The organism is Fodinicola feengrottensis (assembly GCF_010993775.1).
Lineage (GTDB): Bacteria > Actinomycetota > Actinomycetes > Mycobacteriales > HKI-0501 > Fodinicola > Fodinicola feengrottensis.
Genome location: NZ_WOTO01000049.1, coordinates 38833 through 60150, shown reverse-complemented (window position 1 = coordinate 60150; position 21318 = coordinate 38833). Strand labels below are relative to the sequence as shown.

General features: G+C 65.4%; 26 protein-coding genes and 4 pseudogenes. 12 read left to right on the top strand and 18 right to left on the bottom strand.

The window, feature by feature from the left end; genetic code table 11:
• Window positions 1-314: 314 nt before the first annotated feature.
• Window positions 315-605, bottom strand: a pseudogene (locus GNX96_RS65665) (class I SAM-dependent methyltransferase); the annotation flags it as partial.
• A 243-nt stretch (window positions 606-848) separates the two neighbouring features.
• Window positions 849-1349: a hypothetical protein gene (locus tag GNX96_RS35320; protein ID WP_163572208.1), complete on the bottom strand. Its 501-nt coding sequence runs from the start codon at window positions 1347-1349 to the stop codon at window positions 849-851.
• A 271-nt stretch (window positions 1350-1620) separates the two neighbouring features.
• On the opposite strand from GNX96_RS35320, the gene GNX96_RS35315 reads away from it, so the two are divergent.
• Entirely contained in the window at window positions 1621-2190 is a 570-nt protein-coding gene (locus tag GNX96_RS35315) for a hypothetical protein (protein ID WP_163572207.1), read from the top strand.
• 77 nt (window positions 2191-2267) lie between these two features.
• Here GNX96_RS35315 and GNX96_RS35310 read toward each other — a convergent pair whose 3' ends face one another.
• A complete protein-coding gene (locus tag GNX96_RS35310) occupies window positions 2268-2534 on the bottom strand; it encodes a MarR family winged helix-turn-helix transcriptional regulator (RefSeq protein WP_163572206.1) in 267 nt (88 codons plus the stop codon).
• 246 nt (window positions 2535-2780) lie between these two features.
• On the opposite strand from GNX96_RS35310, the gene GNX96_RS57600 reads away from it, so the two are divergent.
• A complete protein-coding gene (locus GNX96_RS57600; protein ID WP_279582297.1) occupies window positions 2781-3083 on the top strand; it encodes a maleylpyruvate isomerase N-terminal domain-containing protein in 303 nt (100 codons plus the stop codon).
• Window positions 3084-3459: 376 nt separating this feature from the next.
• Here GNX96_RS57600 and GNX96_RS65660 read toward each other — a convergent pair whose 3' ends face one another.
• The 3 genes from GNX96_RS65660 to GNX96_RS35295 all read right to left on the bottom strand — a co-directional run bounded on the left by GNX96_RS65660 (window position 3460) and on the right by GNX96_RS35295 (window position 4953).
• Entirely contained in the window at window positions 3460-3600 is a 141-nt protein-coding gene (locus tag GNX96_RS65660; RefSeq protein ID WP_390624224.1) for a hypothetical protein, read from the bottom strand.
• Between the two features lie 99 nt (window positions 3601-3699).
• The gene (locus GNX96_RS57590) at window positions 3700-3903 is read right to left on the bottom strand and encodes a dihydrofolate reductase family protein (protein ID WP_279582305.1); all 204 of its coding nucleotides are present in this window, start codon (window positions 3901-3903) and stop codon (window positions 3700-3702) included.
• A gap of 624 nt (window positions 3904-4527) precedes the next feature.
• Window positions 4528-4953 (bottom strand): TetR/AcrR family transcriptional regulator, encoded by a 426-nt coding sequence (locus tag GNX96_RS35295; protein ID WP_313885855.1) that lies wholly within the window; start codon window positions 4951-4953, stop codon window positions 4528-4530.
• Window positions 4954-5111: 158 nt separating this feature from the next.
• Between GNX96_RS35295 and GNX96_RS35290 the strand changes: the two genes are divergently transcribed.
• Both GNX96_RS35290 and GNX96_RS35285 read left to right on the top strand, forming a co-directional pair.
• On the top strand, window positions 5112-5561 hold the full coding sequence (locus GNX96_RS35290; RefSeq protein WP_279582296.1) for an ester cyclase: 450 nt from the start codon (window positions 5112-5114) through the stop codon (window positions 5559-5561).
• A 120-nt stretch (window positions 5562-5681) separates the two neighbouring features.
• Window positions 5682-6122 (top strand): DUF3237 domain-containing protein, encoded by a 441-nt coding sequence (locus tag GNX96_RS35285; RefSeq protein WP_279582295.1) that lies wholly within the window; start codon window positions 5682-5684, stop codon window positions 6120-6122.
• On the opposite strand, the gene GNX96_RS57585 is transcribed toward GNX96_RS35285, so the two are convergent.
• The 9 genes and pseudogenes from GNX96_RS57585 to GNX96_RS35250 form a co-directional block, all read right to left on the bottom strand.
• On the bottom strand, window positions 6119-6502 hold the full coding sequence (locus tag GNX96_RS57585; protein ID WP_279582294.1) for a Gfo/Idh/MocA family oxidoreductase: 384 nt from the start codon (window positions 6500-6502) through the stop codon (window positions 6119-6121). The genes GNX96_RS35285 and GNX96_RS57585 overlap by 4 nt on opposite strands.
• Before the next feature lie 41 nt (window positions 6503-6543).
• On the bottom strand, window positions 6544-7185 hold the full coding sequence (locus tag GNX96_RS57580) for a Gfo/Idh/MocA family protein (protein WP_279582293.1): 642 nt from the start codon (window positions 7183-7185) through the stop codon (window positions 6544-6546).
• A complete protein-coding gene (locus GNX96_RS35275; protein ID WP_279582292.1) occupies window positions 7182-7715 on the bottom strand; it encodes a ThuA domain-containing protein in 534 nt (177 codons plus the stop codon). The genes GNX96_RS57580 and GNX96_RS35275 overlap by 4 nt, the downstream gene beginning before the upstream one ends.
• Window positions 7716-8073: 358 nt before the next feature.
• Window positions 8074-8532, bottom strand: a pseudogene (locus tag GNX96_RS57575) (carbohydrate ABC transporter permease); the annotation flags it as partial.
• 276 nt (window positions 8533-8808) lie between these two features.
• Window positions 8809-9765: a carbohydrate ABC transporter permease gene (locus GNX96_RS35265; protein ID WP_163572204.1), complete on the bottom strand. Its 957-nt coding sequence runs from the start codon at window positions 9763-9765 to the stop codon at window positions 8809-8811.
• Window positions 9758-10513, bottom strand: coding sequence for an extracellular solute-binding protein (locus tag GNX96_RS57570; RefSeq protein ID WP_279582304.1), 756 nt, complete (start codon window positions 10511-10513; stop codon window positions 9758-9760). Before GNX96_RS57570 ends, GNX96_RS35265 begins: the two co-directional genes overlap by 8 nt.
• Window positions 10465-10971, bottom strand: coding sequence for an extracellular solute-binding protein (locus GNX96_RS57565; protein ID WP_279582291.1), 507 nt, complete (start codon window positions 10969-10971; stop codon window positions 10465-10467). Before GNX96_RS57565 ends, GNX96_RS57570 begins: the two co-directional genes overlap by 49 nt.
• An 80-nt stretch (window positions 10972-11051) precedes the next feature.
• Complete coding sequence (locus GNX96_RS35255; protein ID WP_279582303.1) at window positions 11052-11492, bottom strand: substrate-binding domain-containing protein; 441 nt, start codon at window positions 11490-11492, stop codon at window positions 11052-11054.
• A complete protein-coding gene (locus tag GNX96_RS35250; protein ID WP_163572202.1) occupies window positions 11456-12043 on the bottom strand; it encodes a LacI family DNA-binding transcriptional regulator in 588 nt (195 codons plus the stop codon). The genes GNX96_RS35255 and GNX96_RS35250 overlap by 37 nt, the downstream gene beginning before the upstream one ends.
• A gap of 131 nt (window positions 12044-12174) precedes the next feature.
• Here GNX96_RS35250 and GNX96_RS35245 point away from each other — a divergent pair, with 131 nt between their 5' ends.
• Window positions 12175-12354 (top strand): hypothetical protein, encoded by a 180-nt coding sequence (locus tag GNX96_RS35245; protein WP_163572201.1) that lies wholly within the window; start codon window positions 12175-12177, stop codon window positions 12352-12354.
• Between the two features lie 79 nt (window positions 12355-12433).
• On the opposite strand, the gene GNX96_RS35240 is transcribed toward GNX96_RS35245, so the two are convergent.
• On the bottom strand, window positions 12434-12871 hold the full coding sequence (locus tag GNX96_RS35240; RefSeq protein WP_163572200.1) for a TA system VapC family ribonuclease toxin: 438 nt from the start codon (window positions 12869-12871) through the stop codon (window positions 12434-12436).
• Window positions 12868-13101 (bottom strand): hypothetical protein, encoded by a 234-nt coding sequence (locus GNX96_RS35235; RefSeq protein WP_279582290.1) that lies wholly within the window; start codon window positions 13099-13101, stop codon window positions 12868-12870. The genes GNX96_RS35240 and GNX96_RS35235 overlap by 4 nt, the downstream gene beginning before the upstream one ends.
• Between GNX96_RS35235 and GNX96_RS57560 the strand changes: the two genes are divergently transcribed.
• Window positions 12998-13759 (top strand): helix-turn-helix transcriptional regulator, encoded by a 762-nt coding sequence (locus GNX96_RS57560; protein WP_279582289.1) that lies wholly within the window; start codon window positions 12998-13000, stop codon window positions 13757-13759. The genes GNX96_RS35235 and GNX96_RS57560 overlap by 104 nt on opposite strands.
• Here GNX96_RS57560 and GNX96_RS35220 read toward each other — a convergent pair.
• Window positions 13738-14097: a hypothetical protein gene (locus GNX96_RS35220; protein WP_279582288.1), complete on the bottom strand. Its 360-nt coding sequence runs from the start codon at window positions 14095-14097 to the stop codon at window positions 13738-13740. The two genes, GNX96_RS57560 and GNX96_RS35220, sit on opposite strands and share 22 nt — an antisense overlap.
• Window positions 14098-14203: 106 nt before the next feature.
• Between GNX96_RS35220 and GNX96_RS65655 the strand changes: the two are divergent.
• The 6 genes and pseudogenes from GNX96_RS65655 (at window position 14204) to GNX96_RS35195 (ending at window position 21293) form a co-directional block, all read left to right on the top strand.
• Window positions 14204-15804 (top strand): annotated as a pseudogene (locus GNX96_RS65655) (peptide-N4-asparagine amidase).
• A 282-nt stretch (window positions 15805-16086) separates the two neighbouring features.
• Window positions 16087-17341, top strand: a pseudogene (locus GNX96_RS65650) (HAL/PAL/TAL family ammonia-lyase); the annotation flags it as partial.
• Between the two features lie 231 nt (window positions 17342-17572).
• The gene (locus tag GNX96_RS65645) at window positions 17573-18898 is read left to right on the top strand and encodes an FAD-dependent oxidoreductase (protein WP_163572197.1); all 1326 of its coding nucleotides are present in this window, start codon (window positions 17573-17575) and stop codon (window positions 18896-18898) included.
• A gap of 2 nt (window positions 18899-18900) precedes the next feature.
• The gene (locus GNX96_RS35200) at window positions 18901-19560 is read left to right on the top strand and encodes a p-hydroxycinnamoyl CoA hydratase/lyase (protein ID WP_279582284.1); all 660 of its coding nucleotides are present in this window, start codon (window positions 18901-18903) and stop codon (window positions 19558-19560) included.
• A 1-nt stretch (window position 19561) separates the two neighbouring features.
• Window positions 19562-19723, top strand: a complete 162-nt coding sequence (locus GNX96_RS57535; protein ID WP_279582283.1) for a hypothetical protein — start codon at window positions 19562-19564, stop codon at window positions 19721-19723.
• 10 nt (window positions 19724-19733) lie between these two features.
• Window positions 19734-21293: an AMP-binding protein gene (locus GNX96_RS35195; protein WP_163572196.1), complete on the top strand. Its 1560-nt coding sequence runs from the start codon at window positions 19734-19736 to the stop codon at window positions 21291-21293.
• The last annotated feature ends 25 nt before the right edge of the window (window positions 21294-21318 follow it).

Below are 21318 nucleotides of genomic sequence, written 5' to 3'. Positions count from 1 at the left end.
GCGCGGGCGCGAGCTGCTCGAGATACCAGCGATAGCCATGAGACCAACCCCATCCGCCACCACGCATCCTCATCTGGGAACACGACGTCGATGCGATCGGTCGTGACATCCAGGTCGGTCAAACCCGCCTTGATGAGAGCCGCCCCGATATTTTCCGGCGAAGGCAGTTCCGTGAGCTCCGGCATCGGCCGGAGCTCGAACTCACGGCAGAGATCGCTGAGGAAATCCCAGTCGGGTCCGCCGCCAACCTGCCCACTGGACAGAAATCGCCCGCCCGGGCGAAGCACTCGTACGATCTCGGGCAGCCCGCGGTCAAGCCCAACGAACGGCAACGCGCATCCGCAGAGCACCACGTCGAAGGAGCCGTCCGCGAACTCCAGCTCGCCGCAGTCCATCACCAACGCCTGCGCCGTCCCCGCACCCGCCTCGGCGAGCGCGCCGTTCGCCCGCTCGACCATGGTCGGTGCCGAGTCAATCCCTACCGCACGTCCGGTGGCCGTCACCGCCAGCGCCGCCGGCACCAGTGACGATCCGGTCCCGCACGCGACGTCGAGAACGTGCTCACCTGGCGCCAGCCCGGCGCGGGCGACCAGCCGCTCACCCATCGGCTGGAAATAAGGCACAACCGTCTCGTACGTCAATGCGGCGCGATTCCACACCGCCGTTGTCCCGTCCATCATCCGCTCCATCCATCGAAACCTTGAACGCATTCAGAATGCCGGTCCGGGCGGACGCAGCCAATCAGGGCTGGCACTGAGATCTCCAGGCGACGCCCGCTGCTCATACGGGTAGCCCTTCGCTGACTGTTGCGAGGCAACGGATTTCATTTACTCGACCTGACATCGGGCCTATGTGCGGGGCCGCCGGCGGTTAAGCCAGATCAGGAGGCGGAGTAGGCCGACGACGACAAAGAGCAGTCCGGCCGCCGTAGCGGCCAGGCAAAAGAGGAAAGCCTCGTACGCGTTATTGAGTGTGTCGCCGCTGTCGAGATAGACGTTTCGCGCGCCGTCATACCGCGCCGCGATCGTTTCGCCAGCCTGGTAATAATAACGCGCTGGATTGAGCCCGACCGCCCAACTGGCGGCCACCTGCTCCCTGCTCCCGGCCCGTTGGAATTCACCGGTGCAGAGCTGTTCGCTGCCGCCTTTGCCCTGCCGGCCCCAATGGCACTCTCCAATCCGGAATGTGCCCACTGCTCCTTGGCTCGTCAAAACCTGAATTTCTCGGAACGTGGCCGAAAGGCCGGAGGATCCGTACGGGAACAGCAGCAAACCGACGATGATCGCCGCGATCAGAGAGCCTGGCGGCCGCGCCAACGGATGGCGGCGAGTCTGTCCGAGAAAGGTCACCGGTTGATTGTTGCCGTCGGGAACTGGAATGTCTCGACTTGAGGTCCCATCGAACGTCCGGTCTGCCCGAACAAGCAACCGCTTGTACGGGCGCCCGTGCCGGCCATGACACCGTTCTACCGCCACCACCGTCAAAAAGATCGAGTTCGTACGATCGGAATGTAGTCATTTTCTCAATTATCTAAGCAAAACGCAGAGCGTGCGCATTCAAGCCCTAAGCAATTAATGGCGTGGGGGAGGGGTCCCGGTTGGGGCCTCGTAGGATCCCTGCGTGATCAGAGATACCGCCGTACGTCTACAGGTCGCTGCGGTTCTGGCGGCAGGCTCATGCGTACTCGCCGCCTGCGGCTCGGCGCCGAGAGCTCCGCAGCCCTCGCCGTCCAGAACGGGGCCTGACCCTGCGCTGGTGTCGTGGGCCACCGGCTATTGCAGTGCGGTCAAGCGCATCCAGCTGAGCGTCTATGTGATGCCGAAGGAGTACGACATCAACTCCGACGCCGACCTGCCCAAGGCCGCCGCCGGACTACAAACGCTCGACGCAGCGCTGACGACCGCGGTCACCGGGCTGCGGAAACTCCCGAAGGCGCCGCCCCCGGCGCAACGCGCGGACACGCTGGCAGCGGGCGAGTTGACCTTCTACAGCGGTTTGTTAGGCAAGGTCACCCAATACCGCACTCTCCTGCCGCGAGGGGGCGTCCAGTACCAAGGCGGCGCTGACTGTGACCGGAGTCGACCTCGCCTCGCACACGTCGGCCGTCGAAACCGACAGCGTGCCGGGCCTGCGGCAGGCGATGAAGGCCACCACAGCCTGCGAGCTCGTCGGCTAGCGGTCTGTCTGTGATTTGCCCGATGGTGGATCCGGTGCGCCCAGACGGCTTCTGGGCGTCAGAACCGCCGTGCCAAATCAAAGACAGACCGCTAGAGGCGTACGCCTCGGTCGCCGAGCGATTCCAATAGCGCGCGCAGGGAGTCGGACAGTCGGTCCAGTTCCGGGCGGTTGAGGCCGGCGAGCAGGCGTTCTTCGTTGGCGACGTGTTCGCCGATGAGGTCGTTGACAACGTCGTTGCCGTGGGCGGTCAGCCGGACGCGCACCGAACGGCGATCGACGTCGTCGCGTATGCGTTCGACCAGCGACTTCGACTCCATCCGGTCGATGCGGGCGGTGATCGCGCCCGAGGTGACCATCGAGGTCTTCAACAAAGGCCGGCGGACAGCTCGTACGGCTCACCCGCCCGGCGCAGTGTCATCAGCATGTCCACCTCGCTCTAAGCCAAATGCTCTTAGTTCAGCGGCATGGACACGGTGATCGTGCGATCGTCTGATGGCCGACACAGCATGGAACAGGCCACGGATCTGCGTTGGCGGTTATTTTGGGCCGGATCCTCCGTTGGCCCTTGCACGACACAACGAACCTACGGAAAGGGCAATCCAATGACTGAGCTGAACGTGGAACGTGCGCGGCAAGCGATCGTCGAACATACCCGCCGTCTGGGGGAATCAGCCGCTGCGGCCGGACCTGACGCCGCCGTGCCGACAGCCGCGAAGTGGACCATCACTGACCTGGTCGAGCACGTGGGCCAGACCCAGCACTGGGTCGCGGAGATCATCGAGCGGCGCATCACTGACCCCACCCAGCTGCCCACGGAGATGGCCGTACGCCCCGCCGACCCCCGACAGTGGCAGGTGTGGCTGTCGGAGTCCGGCGCGGCGGGTCGCGAGCGCATGCTCCGATGAGGCGCTCGACGCGCCGGTGTTCAACCCCGCGGGAGACGAGCGGCCCGGGACGCGATTCTGGATGGCCAGCATGGTCAACGAAGCGGTCGTCCACGGCTTTGACGCAGCCACCGCGGCGGACCGACCAGCCGACATTGACGCCGACATCGCGGCCGCGCTTATCAGCAACCACCTCGCGATGCTCACCGCTCCCACATGGGCGATGCAGCGGCCGGAGTCCGCCCACGCCATCCGGGGCACCGGGCAGACCCTGCAATGGCTGGCCACCGACACCGCGGACGACGCTGGCGCTTGGTTCGTCGAACGGCGGCCTGACGGAGCAACGTGGCGGCCCGGAACCCAGCAGGCCGATGTGACGGTGACCGGCTCGGCACGATCACTGCTGCTGACCTTGACCCGACGACTCACGCTCACCGACCGCGAAGCCACCACCATCAGCGTCGACGGCGACACCGACCCGCGCCCAGCACTGGCTCGACAACACCGCCCATGTCAGCGGCTGACCGTAGGGCGTCATCGCGCCTGCGGTTTGCGGTGTTCACCGAGCTCATGGAGATCGTCGCGGTGGCGGAGCAGTCGATGGTCAGCAATGCGGCCAGTCTGGCTGTTTCCCCTCTCAATGGACGATGCGGTACCGCAGGTGTGTCGCGTTGTTGCCTTCGAGTCGGCGGACGAGCTCCAGTTCGACGTGGCCGAGTCCGGTCGGCTCGAACAGTCGCCGGCCGTCACCCAGCAGTACGGGCACGAGGTGCAGTTCGAGTTCGTCGAGCTGACCAGCTGCCAGTAATGCCTGCGCCGCACTCGCGCCGTGGACCAGCACGGCTCGATCTCCCGCTGCTTCGCGGGCCTCGGTGGCACACGCGTTGACGTCCGTGTAGAACTTCGCGCTGCCGGGTGGCTCGTCGGCCGGGTCGATGTTGTGTGTGAGCACGTGGATCGGCACTCCGTCGTGGTGGTCGCCTTTGCCATCGACCGGCCAGCTCAAACGTGCGGCGTCCGGACACCACGGCGCCGGTCGAGCAGGCCTCGGCGTACACCTGCCCGTTGATCCCCTCGGACATCCGGTCGTCGAGCCAGTTGAACAGTCGACCTCCGTCGCGGCCGAGTTCCTGGCCCGGTCGGTCGTCCGGCCCAGTGATATACCCGTCGACCGACATGGACATGTAAAGCCGCAGTGGCGTCCTACTCATCCTCATCCCCTCCCTCGTAGCCGACAGCCGTGTAGAACGAAGACACCGGATGTCATTTACTCAACGGCCTGTTGGCGGATTGCAGTATTTGTTCGATTGTCCGCCGAGCCTTGCTCACAATATCCTTGTCGTTGATCCGTAGTCCGATATTCGTCGCGCAGAGGGCGGCGTCGATTTGGAAGGCGGCGAGCTCCGGGTCGAGTTCGGCAGTGCCTTTTTCTTCTTTTGCATGGCGGAGTTCGTCCGCGAGCAGTTCACGCCAGCGGGCTTTCGCCGAAGAGGGTGTCCCGGACCAGCCCGGGTCGACTGTCGAAATCGGCGTAGTTGGCCACCCAGAAGCATCCGCCGGGAAACAGCGGGGTTTCGGCGTACACCAGCCAGCGTTCGACCAGTGCGCGCAGTCGAGCGACGCCGTGGTCCGCGCTCAGGGCGGGTTTGACGACCGCTTCGGTGAACATTTCGCGCGCGCACTCGATGGAGGCGAGCTGCAACTGTTCCTTGGTGCCGAACAGTGTCTGCACGCCGCTCTTGCTCAACCCCAGATCAGTGGCCAGTCGGCCGATGCTGAGCCCGTTCAGGCCTTCCATCGATGCCACGTCGACCGCTCGCCGGGTGATCGCGCGCCTGGTTTTGGCTCCACGCGCGAGCCGTTGGTCGATTGTCGCCGCGTCCGGATCCATCGCAGAGCCTCCCGTCGCTAGGTCTCGGTGACCTTACTTACGTACGACCGATCGTACAACTTCTGCCGAGACTGTCAGGAGTGTCACACTGCTTGGTAAAACAATACGACCGATCGTATGTTTTGTGTCAGAGGTTGGATCGACGAAATGAGGAGTCTGTGGAAAGCGATCGGATGTTCGAACTGGCGCAGGCGTTGGCGATCGCCAAGAGTCGGCAGGACGTGTCGGCCGCAGTGCGGCTGCTGCATGAGGACATGGTGTTGGTGACTCCGGCGTTCGGGACCCAAGCCCGTGGCCGGACCGCGAACGCCAAGGTGTTGACCAGATTTTTCGCGACGTTCCCTGATTACCACGTGGTCCTCGACGGACATGCCAGTGATGCGCAGACCCTGGTCTGCTGGGGCCGCCTGTGGATGACCATGACGGGGGACCGGTTCGGCGTTGTCCCCAACGGCAGGCGTGCCGAACTGCCAGTGTTCATCCAGTTCTCGTTCAAGGACGACCTGATTGCCGGCGAGCAGTTCTTCTTCGACCTGTCCGAACTCTGTGCTCAGTCGGGAGTATCCACCGACGCCGTACGGGACCGCCTTTTCGGAGCGGCGGCATGACCGGAGACCGGCGAATACAGGACGTTGGCGCAATTAAGACCGCACATCTCTTTGACATCGTCGTCGATTTGAACCCTCCGCTGAACATCGGTCACGGGCCGTTCGGCCGGCGGGTTCTTTTTGGGGGCCGCGGGCGGTACGTTCGAAGGGCCGAAACTGAAAGGCGAGGTGCTGCCAGGAGGCGGCGACTGGGCACTGTTTCGCCCGGACGGCACGATGACACTGGACGTGCGGCTGACGCTTCGTACGCATGACCAGGCATTGGTGCACATGACCTACGGTGGTCGGTGGGTGGTGCCGGCCGCCTTACGCAACGACCTGACGGACCCGGTCAAGAGATATCAGATCGACCCGTCAGCATATTATTTCCGAACAAACCCGCTGTTTGAAACCGGGGCCCCTGAGTACGCCTGGCTCAATGACGTTGTGTCTGTCGGATCGGGGTATCTGGTCGAAGGCGGAATCGCGTACAAAGTCACCGAAATCAGTAGAGCGCATGGATTCGGTCACGTCCAAGACAAAAAGGTGCGTACGCGCGGCGGTGTCGGGGCTTCGCGTTAGCCGCTGGCTGCGGTAGACGTTGGGGGCAATTCCCGGCCCCGGGTGAATACGTCGGCGAGTGTCACCGCAACGCCGGTGTCGGCCGACTCGACGGCGGCTTCGACCATGGCGAGGCTCATCAGGTTCTCGTGGATTTCGCCCATCGGTGCGACGCCGGTACGCAGCGCCTCGACGAAGACCTGAAGCGCGCCGGCGATTCCCGAGTACGGAGAGGCTGGACGGTCCAGCGGTGGATGGTCGGAGGCGAGTTCCGGATCGTGGTCGCCGTCCCAGTGCGCGCTGCCTTTCTCGCCGGAGATCCGCCAGGTGCCGTTCCAAGAGGTTTCGGCGCCCGCCGCGCACCAGCTGCCGACGTACGTGTAGCGGGCGCCATCGGACATTTCGAACACAGCCGACGCGTTGGCATCGCCGCGATACCAACTCACGACGGGTTCCAGGACTGGCAGGTCACCGAGACCGGTTCGGCGGCAAGCAGAAACCGTGCGGTGTCGAACGAGTGGATGGCCATGTCCACCAACAGCGGCTGCCGCATCTGGTCACGGAAGCCGCCGAACCGGGGCGCCCGAAAGAACTCAGTGGTCACCGAGCCGACCGCGCCGAGGCCCTCGACCATGGCGCGTAACGCGAACACCCGCGGGTTCCACCGCCGCGACTGGCTCACCATGAACAGCTGCCCGGTCTGTTCGGCCACGGTGGCGAGCCGGACGGCCTCCGCGAGAGTGCTGGCGGCCGGTTTTTCCCCCAGCACCGGCAGTCCCGCACGCAGCGCGGCCATGGTCACCGGGAGATGCGCGGCCGGAACCGTGACGTTGACGATCGCCCGGGCGCCGGTGGCGGCGGCGACCGCCACCGCGTCAGCTCCGATGGGGACGTCCATGCCGAGGTCGGCGACAGCGGTACGGGCCGCGTCCTGGTCGATGTCGATGTCGACGACTCCGGCAAGGCGTACCAGCGGGTCGGCCTGGACAGCGGCCAGCCAGGCCCGGCCCATCGAGCCCGCGCCGACGCACAACACCGGCAGCGGATCGTCCACGGAGGATGGCAGGGTGGCGAACGCGTTCACGCCTGGTTCTCCAGCGGTCCCTGGTAGCCGTGCCCGCGATAGAAGTCGTTGGTCTCGTACCGCAGCAGGGTGGGCAGTGAGCGGGTCGGCTGATCCGTGACGCACCACTGGACCGCGTTGGAGATGACCTTGCGTACGCCTTCGTGGTGGTAAACCGGGTAGTCCTGGTCACCTGGCTTGAAGTAGAAGATCTTGCCGTGCCCGCGCCGGAAGGTGCAGCCGGACCGAAACACCTCGCCGCCGGAAAAGCTGGAGATGAACACCAGCTCGTCCGGCGCGGGGATGTCGAAGAACTCCCCGTACATCTCGTCCTCTTCGATGATCATCGGGTGCGGAATGCCGCGGGCGATCGGGTGCGTCGGGTTCACCGTCCACACCAGCTCGCGGTCATGCGCACTGCGCCAGCGCAGGGTGCAGGAAGTGCCCATCAACTTGCCGAAGATCTTCGACCAGTGTCCGGAGTGCAGCACGACCAGCCCGAGCCCGGACAGTACGTGGCGGTGCACCCGCTCGACGACCTCGTCGGCCACCTCGGCATGCGCGGCGTGGCCCCACCAAGTCAGTACGTCGGTGTCGGTCGGCGAGGATCTCTTCGGTCAGGCCGTGCTCGGGATCGTCCAGGGTCGCGGTGCGTACTCGTACGCGGTCGCCGAGGTTGGCCACGATGCCCTCGGCGATTGTGGTGTGCATGCCGTCGGGATAGATCTTCGCCACCTGCTCCTCGAGCTTCTCGTGGCGGTTCTCGCCCCAGACGGTGACCCGGATCGGCTTGTCTGACAAAGGTCTGCCTTTCATTTGACGGCGCCGCCCGTGACGCCAGCCGCGACGTATCGCTGGGCGACGACGAGCAGCAGGACGGCGGGCGGGAATGGAGGCCAGTACGGCGGTGGCCATCACCGCGCTCCAGTTGCTGACGTACGTGCCGATGTACTGGTAGAGCCCGAGCGTCACCGGCCGGATCGTGTCGGTGGTGGTCAGCGTCAGCGCGAACAGGAAATCGCTCCAGCTGAACAGGAACGTGAACAGCGCCGCGGTGATGAGCGCGTTCCGGCTCATCGGCAGCACGATGGAGATGAAGGCGCGCAGCTGCCCGGCGCCGTCCACCCGGGCCGCCTCGATCACCGACGCCGGCAGGTTTCCCATGAACGCGCGCATGACGAGGATGCCGAACGGGATGCCTGCGGTGGCGTCGGCGAGGATCAGGCCCGGATAGGAGTTGAGCAGCCCGATGTCGTTGTACGCGCTGTAAAGTGCGTTGGCCACCACGATGCCAGGCACCATCTGGCTGATCAGGATCCCGAACAGCACCACGGTGGCCCAGCGCCAGCGGAACTGCGCCAGCGCGTACGCCGCCGGAGTGGCGGATCATCAGGCTCGCCACCACCGTGCCCAGCGACACGATCAGGCTGGTCAGCAGGTGGCCGCCCTGCTGCGAAATCGCGCTGGTGTAGCCCTGCAGGCTCAGGTGCACCGGGAACCACGGAGTGCTCTGCGCCGCGCCACCGTCCTGCAGCGACACGTTGAGCATCCAGTAAAGCGGGAACAGCAGCACCGCGAGCAGCAACAGACCGATCGCGGAGTTGCCCAGCGAACGTACCGACTTGGTGGCACTCATCGCGGCCCTCACTCGTCCACAGCGCGTCGGTTGACGCGCAGGTAGAGCAGCGCGAAGACCAGCGAGACAACGATCAGGACGTTGCCCAACGCGGCACCCTGCCCGAAGTCGAACTGCTGGAACGACAGCGCGTACGACTGCGTGGCGATGGTCTGCGTCGCGTTCGCGGGGCCACCTCTGGTCAGGCCCAGGATGATGTCCAACACCTTCAGCGTGTACACCACACCCAGCACCAGCACCACCGTCACGACTGGACGAAGAAGCGGCCAGGTGATGTGTCGGAACGCCCGCCACCGGGTGGCGCCGTCGATCGCCGCCGCCTCGTACAGCTCGTTCGAGATGTCCTGCAACCCGCCGTAGAGGATCGTGGTGTTGAACGGGATGCCGATCCAGATGTTCACGCCGATCACCGCCACCAGCGCCAGCCGGGTATCGGTCAGCCAGCCCGGGTGCGTCGACACCAGATGCAGTCCGGACAACAGCCGGTTCAGCGCGCCGTTGTCCTGGTCCAGGATCCACCGCCACACCGTGGAGGAGGCCAGCAGCGGGATCAGCCACGGCAGCAGCAACAGGGACCGCAGAACTCCGGACAGCGGGAACCGGCGCTTGAAGAACAGCGCCATCCCCAGCCCCAGCACGAACTGTCCGGCTATCGATCCGACGGTGAAGAGCACAGTGTTCAGCACCGCCTGGCTGAACACCGACGAGGCGATGACCTCGGCGTAGTTGCGCAGCCCCCCCCAGGGCGCGTCCCCGGTGTAGAACGTACGGGTGGTGTACGACTCGAAGCTCATCAGCACGTTCTTGACCACCGGGTAGCCAAAGAACAACAGCATGTACGCCGCGGCCGGCACCAGGAACGCCAGCTCGCCCAGCCGGGTCCGCAACCGGTGGTTCCGCCGCCACCGGCCGGTCCCCAGGACGCTGCCCGCCGGGCGTCTGACGACGGTCGCGGTGTCAGCCATTCTGGGCCTGCTGCAACGCCTTCATCGGTGGTACGCCGCCGGCCAACGCCGCCTGGACCGCGGTGTAGATCTTGGTGGCGGCCTTGGGCCAGTCGGCGCCCAGTTCGCCGGTACGGGCCCGCAGACTGGGCACCAGGTCCACGTACGTCTTCATGGCCGGGTCCTGGATGGCGAACTGCTGGGCAACCGCGGTCTTGGTCGGGATCGTCTGGGTCAGCTTGGCGATGGCGAGCTGGTTGGCGTCGGAGTTGAGGCAGGTCACGAACTTCGCCGCGGCCGCCTGCCGGTTCTTGTCGCCGGTCTGCGGCACGGTCCAGGTCTCGCCACCCAGCGGAGCCACCGTCGTCTGGCCGGCCTTGGGGGTGGGGATCTGCACGATCCCGTAGTGCAGGCCGGCGGTGGTGTCCAGGACTGGCTGCTGCCACGGGCCGTTCACCATCATCGCCGCGTTACCGGCCTTGAACTGGTCGTTGACGTCGGCCTGCGCCCAGTTGACCGCCGATGCGGACACCGAGTGGTCTTTGACCAGGTCCACCCACAGCTGCAGCGCCTGGGCGTTCTGCGCCGACGCGACCGTCTTCTCGTCGCCACCGTTGGTCCACATGAACGGCAGGAACTGCCAGGTGCCTTCGTACGTGTTGATGGCCGAGAACGCCATGCCGTACTGCTTGCCGACGGTCAGCTTCTTGGCATCGACCTTCAGCTCGTCCCAGGTCTTGGGTGGCTGTACGCCGGCCTTGGCGAGTATGTCCTTGTTGTAGTAGAGCGCGATGGTGTTGGTGTTGGCTGCAGACCGTACAGCTGCCCCTGGTAGGTGGACGCCTGCACCACGCCCTTGGCATACCCGTCGGTGGTGATGCCGTAGGTGGACAGCGGGCTGAGCGCGCCGGACCCGGCGATCTGCTGTAGGTCGGGGTTGTCCAGCATCAACACGTCGGGCAGCGTGCGTGAGGACGCCTGTTGGAGCACCTTGGAGATCAGGTTCGCGCCGGGCACCGCGTTGCGCTTGATAGTGACGCCCTGCGCTTTACCGCACTTGGTGAGCAGGTTTCCCCACGTGGTCATGCCCGGGTCGGTGTTGTAGTAGTCCTCGACGGTCAGGCTGCTCGTACTCGCGCTGTTGCCGCTGCTGCAGCCGGCGATGACCAGCGGTACGGCCACCGCCAGGGCGACCAGCGCTGGCAGCCAGGTTGCTCGTCGGTTCATGGTCCTGTCCTTCCAACCGGGGGACGATCACATCGTCGATACGTATCGACGATGGTGATGCGAAGGCGCACTAGCTGAGGTCAAGGGGTGGCACCGCCCCCCGTGGTCTCGCGCCGGGTCAGCCGCGGGACGACCAGTTCGACGCCACTTGGCGGTGGGCCACCGACATCTGGGTCGAGCAACGCGAAGAGGGTGCGCATGGCCCGCCGGGACACGTCCCGTGGCTCCAAAGAGACGTTCGTGACGGCCGGCTCCATCGACTCCGCGGCGGCGTCCGTACAGACCCCGACCACCGAGACGTCCCGACCCGGCCGCCGGCCGGCGGCGGCCAGCGCACGCAGCACGTGCGGTACGGCCACCGTGTTCGGCACTACGAGGCCGCAGTCCTCGCCGGCAGCCTCCAATGCCGCGGCCACCGCGGCGCGAGCACCGGACCGGGTCCGCTCGAGCGGCTGCACCAGGTGCGACTCGACTCCCGCGGCGGTCACCGCCGCGTCCACACCGCGTTGGAAGCGGGCCACGTAATTGAGTTCGCGGGACACCACATCCGGCGGATAGCCGATGACCGCGATCGGTGGTGCCCGGCGGCCACCAGTTCGCCGACCGCGAGCCGGCCGGCTTCGGTGAAGTCGAGGTCCACGCAGGACAAGCCGTCCGCGTCGTCCGGCACGCCGATCAAGATCACCGGCACCCGCAGCGCCGCGATCACCGGGATCCGCGGGTCGCGCGCCTCGATATCCATCAGCACGATTGCGTCGCACAGGGAGCGGCCACCGAGTCTGGTCAGAGCCGAGGCGCCTTCGTTCGCGGTCACCAGCAGTACGTCGTAATCGACCGCGCGGGCACACTCGGTGATCGTCTCCAGAAACGGCAGCAACCCCATCGGATCGGACACCTCACCGAACGGCACCACCAGCCCGATCACTCGAGTTCGCCGGCTCGCCAGCGCCCGCGCACCGGCGTTGGGCTGGTAGGTCAGCTGCTCGATCGCGGTCTGCACCCGTTTACGGGTCTCTTCCGAGATCGGCCGCTTGCCAGTCATCACGTACGACACGGTGCTTTGCGAAAACACCTGCGATACGAGCCACGTCCCTGCTGGTGAACACCTGAGTCATTGCCAATCATCGATACGCATCGACACCGGGGTTGTGATGGTAACCACACGCGACCACGAACTCAACCCCGACGAACAGAACATCCGACATGCTCGCATCGGGACAATTTTGTCGGGAAAGGGACGCACTTGGCGTACGCGCCGGAGCTGGCGGTGGCATTGTCGCCGGCGCCGACTCGTTCTGGGATGGCGATGTTCGCGTCGACCGGCGGGTGGTCTGGTCGCCAAGCCTCGCCGAATCCGCCGACAGTATGACCATGCTGGGCTGAGGGCGCTGGCGGCCCTTGCCGGCTTCAGTTTCCTCATTGTCGATGTCAGGGGGCCGGTCCGGATCGCTCGGCGATACTTTTAGTCGACGAGTGGGTTTCGTACCTTGATCGCGGTGCTGAAGCGTCCGAAGTCCCGATCGGCCGACCAGAGTTCTTGGACGCCATGTGCGGCGCAAAGAGCGGCAATTCGCGCGTCGTGAACCATGGGGCCGATAACTTTTCCGTTGTTAAGCAGAATTTTCAGCTGTTTCCAGTAACCTGCCGGCTCGCCCAGCAAGGTGAGGGTGGGAGCTGCCAGCCATCCGTCGAGTTGGGTGATGGCTTGGTCGCGGGTGCTGGGCGGGTCGTAGATCTTGCGATGGGTGGCGATGGCGTAGAACTCGTGCAGGCACGGCCAGGGGATGGCCCAGCTGGAGCGTCCTTCGGCGAGACCTTTGATCTGGGCGGCCGCTGCGGCGTGGAACTCGGAGTCGCGGCGGTGCGCGTAGACGAGGATGTTCGTGTCGACGGCGATCATGCGGGCTGCGAGTAGATCTCGTCGCGGACCTGTTCCCAATGCGCGTCGCGGAATTCCGGCTGCAGTCCGTGACCATCAACGCTGGCGTCGGGCAAGGTGAATGGCGGCTCGCCGGTGCGCTGTCTGATGACGGTGCGTAGCCCAGCTTCGACCAGCTCTTTTAGTGTTGTTGTTCGCTCGCGACGGGCGATCTCCTGTGCCTCTCGAACCAGCTCGTCAGGCAGGTTCACAGTAGTCTTCATACGGCTAACCATATCACCTGAGCCGTATAGCCGGCTCGCGTTTGCAGCGTCACCTTCGCGGCTGGAGCTGCCCAGGGAACTGCACGACGTGGCCGCCCACCACCTCAGCGGCATGGTGCTGCAGGCGCACGCCGCCCGGATCATTCAGCGCAAGGCTCCCCAGGAATTGGACGAGTCGGTGGCCAGCATCGAGATGGCCGGCGCGGAGGCGCTGGCCGCGATCCGCCGGGTCGTCGGCCTGCTACGCGAGACCACCGAAACCGGCAGGCCCAGATCGGAGCAACTGGGCGAGCTGATCGACCAGTTCGAACGGCACGGTCCGGTCGTACGCCAGCTCGCCGCCGCCGTCGCACCGGCCGGCGACATACCGCTGTCCGGGCGCGAACTGGACGTGGTCCGGGCGATCGCCCGTGGCCGTACCAATCAGGAAATCGTCGCGGAGCTGTTCATCTCACTGAGCACCGTCAAAAGCCACCTGTCCGGCATTTCAGGCCAAGCTGGGCCTGCGCAACCGGGTCGAGGTCGCCGCCTGGGCGTGGGAGAACCGGATAGCCGGAGCCATCTAAGCCGGGCCGATCACGACGGACGCGTCCGTCGTGATCGGCTGCTCCAAGTCCTCGGCGGTCAGGCGAATTCGGCGATATAGCACCCCGAGATCCAACCGGTCACGCCCGTACGCCGGTCGGTGGAGCGGTCCCAGACGAGGTCGTTGCAGCCGGGAGGCGAGTCGCCGAAGCCGGTCTCGTGGATGATCAGCAGGTCGCGCGCGCAGAGTCCGACTGCCCCGTAGCCGGTGCCCGGGCCGCTGCGGATCTTCACGTTGTCCGTGCATCCGCACACGGTCGTGGAGGTGTTGCAGTAGGCGGCGGGAGAGGCCGGAGCCGCCGAGGCCGGTGCGGCGAAGGCCAGTACACCAGTGGCGAGGGCGGCGGTTAGTAGTGTTTTCACGAGGTCCGATAGTGACACCGGCCGCTGGCATTTCACTGTCAGGCGGCTGTCGACTTGTCCGGCATCCTGGCGGTTTCGGCCCGCGATCGTTAACTGGCGCGTAGATTGCCGGCTGGCAAGTCTGGTCGGGAGGAGCCCCGGGATGACTGTACGACGTGTCCTGCTGGTTTTGGCCGTACTCACGGCGATGCTCGGATTGTCGGTGCCAGCCGGCGCTTACGTCGAGCCTGGCGCCGACAATCCGGTGACCGCCGAGCCGCCGGTTTCGCGACCGGCCGGGCCGCATTGCGCGGTCACGCTCGCGAACCACTTCCTGTCGAACGCGCCTGACGGCACACCGCAGACTTTCTCCGGCACGCTCACGCCGCCGGCGGCTTGCCCGGGCCCGTGGGCGAAGGTCGTTATGGACTACACGGTGAGCGTCAGCGGGCGTCAGTACGACCGGATTGGCGACCTGCGGATCGGCGACACCGAGGTCTACTGGGGGACCACCGAGGAGCCCGGCGGGCCGACACCTATCACGTACACGGTGTCCAAGGACGTGACCGAATACAGCGCGCTGCTGGGCGAGCCGCAGTCGTTCACTGGTGGCATCGGCAACTACCTGAGCAGCGTTTATACCGGCAACTACGACCAGACCGTGACGTTCACGTACTACCGTGGCGCGGCGCCGGACGTCCCGGATGCGGTCGTCGGCTTCCCGGCCCAGCATCTGTCGCCGGCCGCGAATGTCACGCACCTGAGTCTTCAAAACCTGCCGCGGAACATCACGCGTGCCTATCTGGAGGTCACGCTCGAAGGTGGCGGCTGCGACGAGCAGTGGTTCAGCGACGTACCAGCCGACGTGGCGGCGAAATACCCGAACGCCGGCATGTGTACGCACGGCCCCTACCGCGAGGCTGACGCCTCTCTCGACGGCACGTCAATGGCCGCGGTGCACACCTTCCCGCACATCTATACGGGTGGGATCGTGCCGACGTTGTGGCGCCGATACCGGCGATCCACACGTTCAGCCTGCAGTCCGAGCGGGTAGACATGACGCCGTTCGTGGGCCGGCTGGTCGACGGGCGTACGCACGATCTTGCGTTCAGCGTGCAGAACAACGGCGACTCGTGGAGCGTTGTGGCCACGCTGCTGCTCTACACAGATCACCATTGGGCGCGTACGTCCGGAGCGCTCACGACCGCCAGCGTCGCGCCGACCGCCGTGGAGCACGTGACGGAGTCCGCGATCAGCGGCGGTACGCGCGTCGTCGACAGCACGTCGCGTACGGACGTCACGGCCGGCTATGTGGACACGTCTGCGGGCCGGGTCTCCACGCGCGTGGTGCGCACGATGGCCTATCGCAACGACGACACGGTCACGGCGAATGGCCTGGCGCAGAGGATCGTCCAGTCGGACGCGGGTACGCAGACCGCCACGTCAACGGCCGGTGGACGGATCGTGGCGAGTACGCGGCACGCGTACGACTATCCGATCACGATCGACTACTCGGCCGCCGCGTACGTGGACGACCAGAACTTCTCGCTGACCGGCACGGTCGACATGACGCAGACGCTGGTCGACTCCGTCGCCGGTGCATCTACCGAAAACGTGCGGTCTTACGGCATCCTGTCCCGTACGAACGGCGTGACGAGCGAGTCCGACGGCCATTCGACGTCGCGCTACGCCGGCGTCGACGACCGTGGGCATCCGTACGTCCAGGTCCTCGCCAGCAACCACGGTCGCGTCGACCGGAACTGACTGTAGCGCTAAAATATATGACAAATGTATATAGTTTCTGAGTTGTTGGCAACCCTTTTCCGGCTTGCCGTGAATTTTCGTGCCGTGATGATATTCACCATGTTCTGAAGGTTGACGGTGCGGTATCGTCCCGATCCGTGCTGGCCACGAATGCATTCAATTCCACTTCTGATACCCGTCCGCCGTTGGACGGGCATCAGCTGACCTGCGATGACGTGATCGCGATCGCGCGGGGTACGGCGACCGCCGCGCATCGACGCGACGAGGCGGTCGGTCCGAAGGATGGCGGCGTCGCGCGCGGTGCGGCAACGTGTCGTCGAGTCGGGACAGCCGGTCTACGGCGTGACGACCGGGTTCGGGGACAGCAACATCCGACAGATCTCGGCGGCCAAAACCGCGCAACTGCAACGAAATCTGATCCTTTACCACCTCACTGGCAGCGGGCCGGTGGCCACCGTACAGGTCGCCCGCGCCACATGGCCATCCGAGCCAACTGTCTGGCCCGCGGCTATTCCGGCGTAAGACCGGAGCTGGTGCAGCTGCTGGTCGACTGCCTGGAGCACGACATCACCCCGCTGATCCCCGAACGCGGATCGGTCGGCGCGAGTGGTGACCTGGTTCCGCTGTGTTACCTCGCCGCCATGCTGATAGGCGAGGGCGACGTGCTGTACGGCGGCAAGCGGATCACCGCCGGTGCCGCGCTGGCCGCAGCCGGCCTGCGGCCCATCACGTTGGAAGCCAAAGAGGCCTGGCGCTGATCAACGGCACGTCGTTCATGGCCGCGTACGCGGTGTTGGCCCTGCAGGAGGCCACCGAGCTGGCGTACGCTGCCGAACTCTGTACGGCGCTGGCTTCCCAGGTATTGCTCGGAAACCACGCGCATTTCGCGGAGTTCCTGGAGCGCCAGAAGCCGCATCCCGGGCTGGCCGCGAGCGCGGCCACGGTCCGGACCCTGCTGGCCGGATCCCGGCTGGGCGATCCGGATCGCCGGTCCGGGCCCGCTGCCGTCAACGGGTTCCGCGAGCTGGACGTACCCATCCAGGACCGCTACTCGGTTAGGTGCGCGCCGCACGTCATTGGCGTTCTGCGGGACACGATGGGCTGGGTGGAGTCATGGCTGACCGCTGAGATCAACTCGTCCACCGACAACCCGCTTTTCGACATCGACGCGGATTTGGTGCACAGCGGCGGAAACTTCTACGGCGGTCACGTCGGGCAGGCGATGGACGCCTTGAAGCTCGCGGTCGCCAGCGTCGGTGACCTGCTGGACCGTCAGCTTGAGCTGGTGGTGGACGAGAAGTTCAACCGTGGCCTCACGCCCAACCTGATCCCGCGGGTAGCCGACCACGACTGGGCCGCGGGCCTGCACCACGGGTTCAAGGGAATGCAGATCACCGCGTCGGCATTGGCCGCCGAGGCACTGAAACTCACCAATCCGGCGACCGCGTTCTCGCGTTCCACCGAGGCGCACAACCAGGACAAGGTGAGCATGGGCACGATCGCCGCCCGGGACGCGCGCGATATCGGCGAGCTGGTCGCGCAGGTTACCGCGATCCAGCTGCTGGCGCTGTGCCAGGCGGCTGACCTGCGCGGTCCTGAGCTGTTGAGAGCCCAGCCACCCGGGCCGTGCACGTACATATCCGCGACCGGGTCTCGTTCGTCGATCAGGACCGCCGGATGGACGGCGACATCACCGCGATCGTCGCCCAAATCCGTTCCGGAGCGCTCCGGAACGTCAGTTCCTTCTGAGAATCCAGGGAGCCCGCAGATGACAAACGACTCGTACGACGTGGTGGTGATCGGCGGCGGACCGGCCGGTTCGACCAGCGCCGCGATGCTCGCCGGCCGCGGCTACTCGGTGCTGGTCCTGGAACGGCAGCGTTTCCCACGGTTCCACATCGGCGAATCGATGCTGACGTACACGGCCGCGTTGCTGGACCGGCTGGAGCTGGGCGACCGGATCCGGGCGACCGACTTCCCGATCAAGACCGGTGCGGAGTTCTGTGACGAGCAGGGCCGGGCCACCCGAGTCGACTTCACCGACCAGGGCGAGGGCCGGGCGCTGACCACCTTCCAGGTGGAGCGTTCCGAGTTCGACGACATCCTGTTGCGGCACGCCACCGACCGCGGCGCGCAGGTCGTGTTGGAGGCGCGAGTCAACCACGTCGACACGGTCGACGGTCGAGTTGTTGGTGTCACGTACACAAAAGACGGGGAACGGCACACGGTCACCGCGCGGCACGTACTGGACGCGAGTGGCCGGGCCGGCGTGATCGCGAACCAGCACCTGCGGTCCAGGAAAATGGCCGAAAGGCTGAAGATGGTCGCGGTCTTCCACCATTTCGACGGGGTTCAGGAGACAACCAACCCCGGGGTCGAAGGTGACATTCAGATCGGCAGCCACCGGGACGGTTGGGTGTGGGCGATCCCGATTCGGCCGAACAAGCTCAGCGTCGGTACGGTCACCCGGCCGGAAACCCTCCAGAGCGCAGCGTCCTCGGAGCAGCTGTTCACCGACCACGTGTCCAGAATTCCACGGATTCGTCAGCGGATCGCCGGACTGGACGGCGGCGAGCTGCGTACTGAGAGCGACTTTTCCTACTACAGCGACACAGTGACCGGGCCGGGCTTCTTTGTGGTCGGTGACGCCGGATGTTTCATCGACCCGATTTTCTCGGCCGGCGTGTATCTCGCGGTCAGCAGCGGCCTCAAGGCCGCGGAGATGACCGACCAACTGCTGGGTGGTCACCTCAGCGAAGAGGACGCGGGGGAGCTGTACGGCCGGTTTTACAAGACCGGCTATGACACGTACTTCCGGCTGATCTGTGCTTTCTACGACCACGATTTCAAGATCGGCCGATTCCTGAAGAGCACCGGCGTGCGGGTGGATCCGGTGTGGGTCGCGAGGCTGCTCGGCGGCGACTTCTGGAGTGCGAAGAACGCGTTGGGCAACCACCTGCGTGGTCTCCCTGAGTACGCGACTTTCGCTCCGTACGAACCACTTTTCGGTTGCCCGGTCTATCCGGAGCTGGACCGGTTGGAGTCGGCGACGCCAGACCTGACCACCCGGCCGGATCTCGTCGGACAGTCCTGACGATGTCCAACGTCCTGCTTGAGTGCGAGGGCTCGATCGGCTGGGTTGTGTTGAATCGGCCGGAAAAGCGCAACGCGATGAATCCCGCGTTGAACGCCGAGATGCTCGACGTACTCGACGAGGTGGAGGCCGACGACAGCATCGAGATCATGGTGCTCACCGGCGCCGGAACGGCGTTCTCGGCCGGCATGGACCTGAAGGAGTATTTCCACGAAATCGACTCCGCACCGCCGGCCCGGCAGCGCCAGGTCCGCAGGGAAGCGTACGGCTGGCAGTACGAGCGGCTGCGGATGTTCCCGAAGCCGACGATCGCGATGGTCAACGGCTGGTGTTTCGGTGGCGCGTTCACTCCGCTGGTCTCCTGTGACCTGGCGATCGCCGCCGAGTCGGCAACCTTCGGGCTTTCCGAGGTCAACTGGGGAATAATCCCGGCCGGTGTGGTCACCCGGGATCTCGCGGCGGTGCTCGGATATCGCACGGCCTTGGACCTCATCATGACCGGCCGCACCTTCGACGGACGGGAGGCCGCGGCGATGGGGTTGGTCAATTCGGCCGTACCGGCGGCGGATCTGCGCGCTGAGGTGATCGCGCTGGCTGACCGGCTGCGGGCCAAGAACCCGGCGACGCTGCGGGCCGCCAAGGAGGCTTTAGATCTCCCATGACATGCCCTGGGAGCAGGCGCGCGACTATCTTTATGCCAAGCTCGACCAGATGAGGTTGCACGACACCGAAAACGGTCGGCAACGTGGGCTGGAACAGTTCCTGGACAAGCAGTTGAGACCAGGTTTGACGGCCGTTCCCCGCGAGCCACCAGCCTCGTTGTGAGGGTGGTGCCATGAACGAATCGCTGGCGACCATTCTGGAGACAATCGCGGACCTGCGTGCCGATCGGCTGGCCATCTCCCAGGGCGACCGGCGGTTGACCTGGGCGGAGCTGGATAATCGCGCGGCCCGGCTGGCTGCCTACCTGGCCGGCCACGGCATCGGGCCGGGCAGCCGGGTCGCCATCGCGCTCTACAACGGTCCTGAGTACATCGAGAGCGTTTTCGCGGTCCTGAAACTGCGAGGAGTGCCGGTCAACGTCAACTATCGTTACCGGTCAACCGAAATGCGGGAGATCCTGGCTGGATCCGGCGCGCGGGCAGTGGTTCTGGACGAATCTCTCAAAGAGCGCTTCGACGCCGTACGCGACGACCTCCCGCGGTTGCGGACCTTCTTGGTCGTCGGCGCGGTGGGTACGTACGAAGAAGCCCTCGGTGATCCGGCGCCGCGCATCGGTCGCAGCGGCGACGACCTTTGGGTGACGTACACCGGCGGCACGACCGGTAGTCCGAAGGCCGTCGTCACGAGACATTCGTGGGTCTACAAGGTGTGTACGGTCAACGGTTTCACCCTGCTAGGACAGCCGGTCCCGGACACTCTGGAAGATCTTCGAGCAGCCACCAGGAAAGTCTCCGGAGATCAGCTCGTCTACCTGCCGGCGCCGCCGCTAATGCACGCGACCGGCATGTACACCACCCTCGGTGGCTTGGTCGCGAGCGGCAGGATTGTCTATTTGGCAGGCAAATCGTACGATCCGGCCGAGGTTGCCAGGACCATCGAACGTGAACGGGTGGACACGATGTCCATTGTCGTCGGCGACGTTTTCGCCAGGCCGCTGGCGGATGAGCTTGACGCCCACCCGTACGACATCTCCAGCCTGAAGCGCATCGTAAGTGTCGGATTGGCCTGGTCGAAGGAAATCAAAACCCGGCTGCTCGCGCACGGCGACATTCTCTGCCGGGAGATGGTGGCGGCCACCGAAGGAGGCCCGTTCGCCTTCTCCGAAATGACCAGGGAAAAGCCTGCCGAACTCCGGCTGGCACCCGGCGCCAGGGTGGTCGACGAGAACAACCGCGATGTCGAGCCAGGTTCCGGTCAGACCGGAATCATGGCCGCGCCGGCGGACAATTTTGTTCACTACGAAGGCGATCCGGATCGTACCGAACTGACCTTTCGTAGGTTCGACGGGCAACGTTGGGCAATGCCCGGCGACCTGGCCACCGTACGTGCCGATGGCACCGTGCATCTGCTTGGTCGGGGCAGCGGCGTTATCAACACCGGTGGTGAAAAAGTACACGCGGAAGAAGTCGAACAGGTCGTCGCCAGGCACCCGGCGGTCCGCGAGGCAGTGGTCGTGGGAGCGCCTGACATGCAATGGGGCCAGGTGGTAGTCGCGATCGTCCAGCTTCAGCCTGACGCGACTCTCGACCTCGCCGCACTGGCCGCCCACGTCAGCGACTTTCTCGCCGCGTACAAGAAACCACGCCGCCTGCTGATTGTCCCGGAGATCCGTCGAAGCCCGGCCGGGAAAGTGGACATGCGCTGGATACGCGACGAAATCGTGACCAGCTAAGAACTGCCACGGTAGCCGCCGCCTG

Coding starts and splice junctions, on each gene's coding strand:
- GNX96_RS35265 (WP_163572204.1), bottom strand. CDS start 9,765: ATGGCTGACACCGCGACCGTCGTCAGACGCCCGGCGGGCAGCGTCCTG.
- GNX96_RS35295 (WP_313885855.1), bottom strand. CDS start 4,953: ATGGATCCGGACGCGGCGACAATCGACCAACGGCTCGCGCGTGGAGCC.
- GNX96_RS35310 (WP_163572206.1), bottom strand. CDS start 2,534: ATGGTCACCTCGGGCGCGATCACCGCCCGCATCGACCGGATGGAGTCG.
- GNX96_RS35245 (WP_163572201.1), top strand. CDS start 12,175: ATGCTCGCATCGGGACAATTTTGTCGGGAAAGGGACGCACTTGGCGTA.
- GNX96_RS57585 (WP_279582294.1), bottom strand. CDS start 6,502: ATGTCCGATGGCGCCCGCTACACGTACGTCGGCAGCTGGTGCGCGGCG.
- GNX96_RS57600 (WP_279582297.1), top strand. CDS start 2,781: ATGACTGAGCTGAACGTGGAACGTGCGCGGCAAGCGATCGTCGAACAT.
- GNX96_RS65660 (WP_390624224.1), bottom strand. CDS start 3,600: ATGACGCCCTACGGTCAGCCGCTGACATGGGCGGTGTTGTCGAGCCAG.
- GNX96_RS57560 (WP_279582289.1), top strand. CDS start 12,998: ATGACGGTGCGTAGCCCAGCTTCGACCAGCTCTTTTAGTGTTGTTGTT.
- GNX96_RS35200 (WP_279582284.1), top strand. CDS start 18,901: ATGTCCAACGTCCTGCTTGAGTGCGAGGGCTCGATCGGCTGGGTTGTG.
- GNX96_RS35195 (WP_163572196.1), top strand. CDS start 19,734: ATGAACGAATCGCTGGCGACCATTCTGGAGACAATCGCGGACCTGCGT.
- GNX96_RS57535 (WP_279582283.1), top strand. CDS start 19,562: ATGCCCTGGGAGCAGGCGCGCGACTATCTTTATGCCAAGCTCGACCAG.
- GNX96_RS57565 (WP_279582291.1), bottom strand. CDS start 10,971: ATGAACCGACGAGCAACCTGGCTGCCAGCGCTGGTCGCCCTGGCGGTG.
- GNX96_RS35240 (WP_163572200.1), bottom strand. CDS start 12,871: ATGATCGCCGTCGACACGAACATCCTCGTCTACGCGCACCGCCGCGAC.
- GNX96_RS65645 (WP_163572197.1), top strand. CDS start 17,573: ATGACAAACGACTCGTACGACGTGGTGGTGATCGGCGGCGGACCGGCC.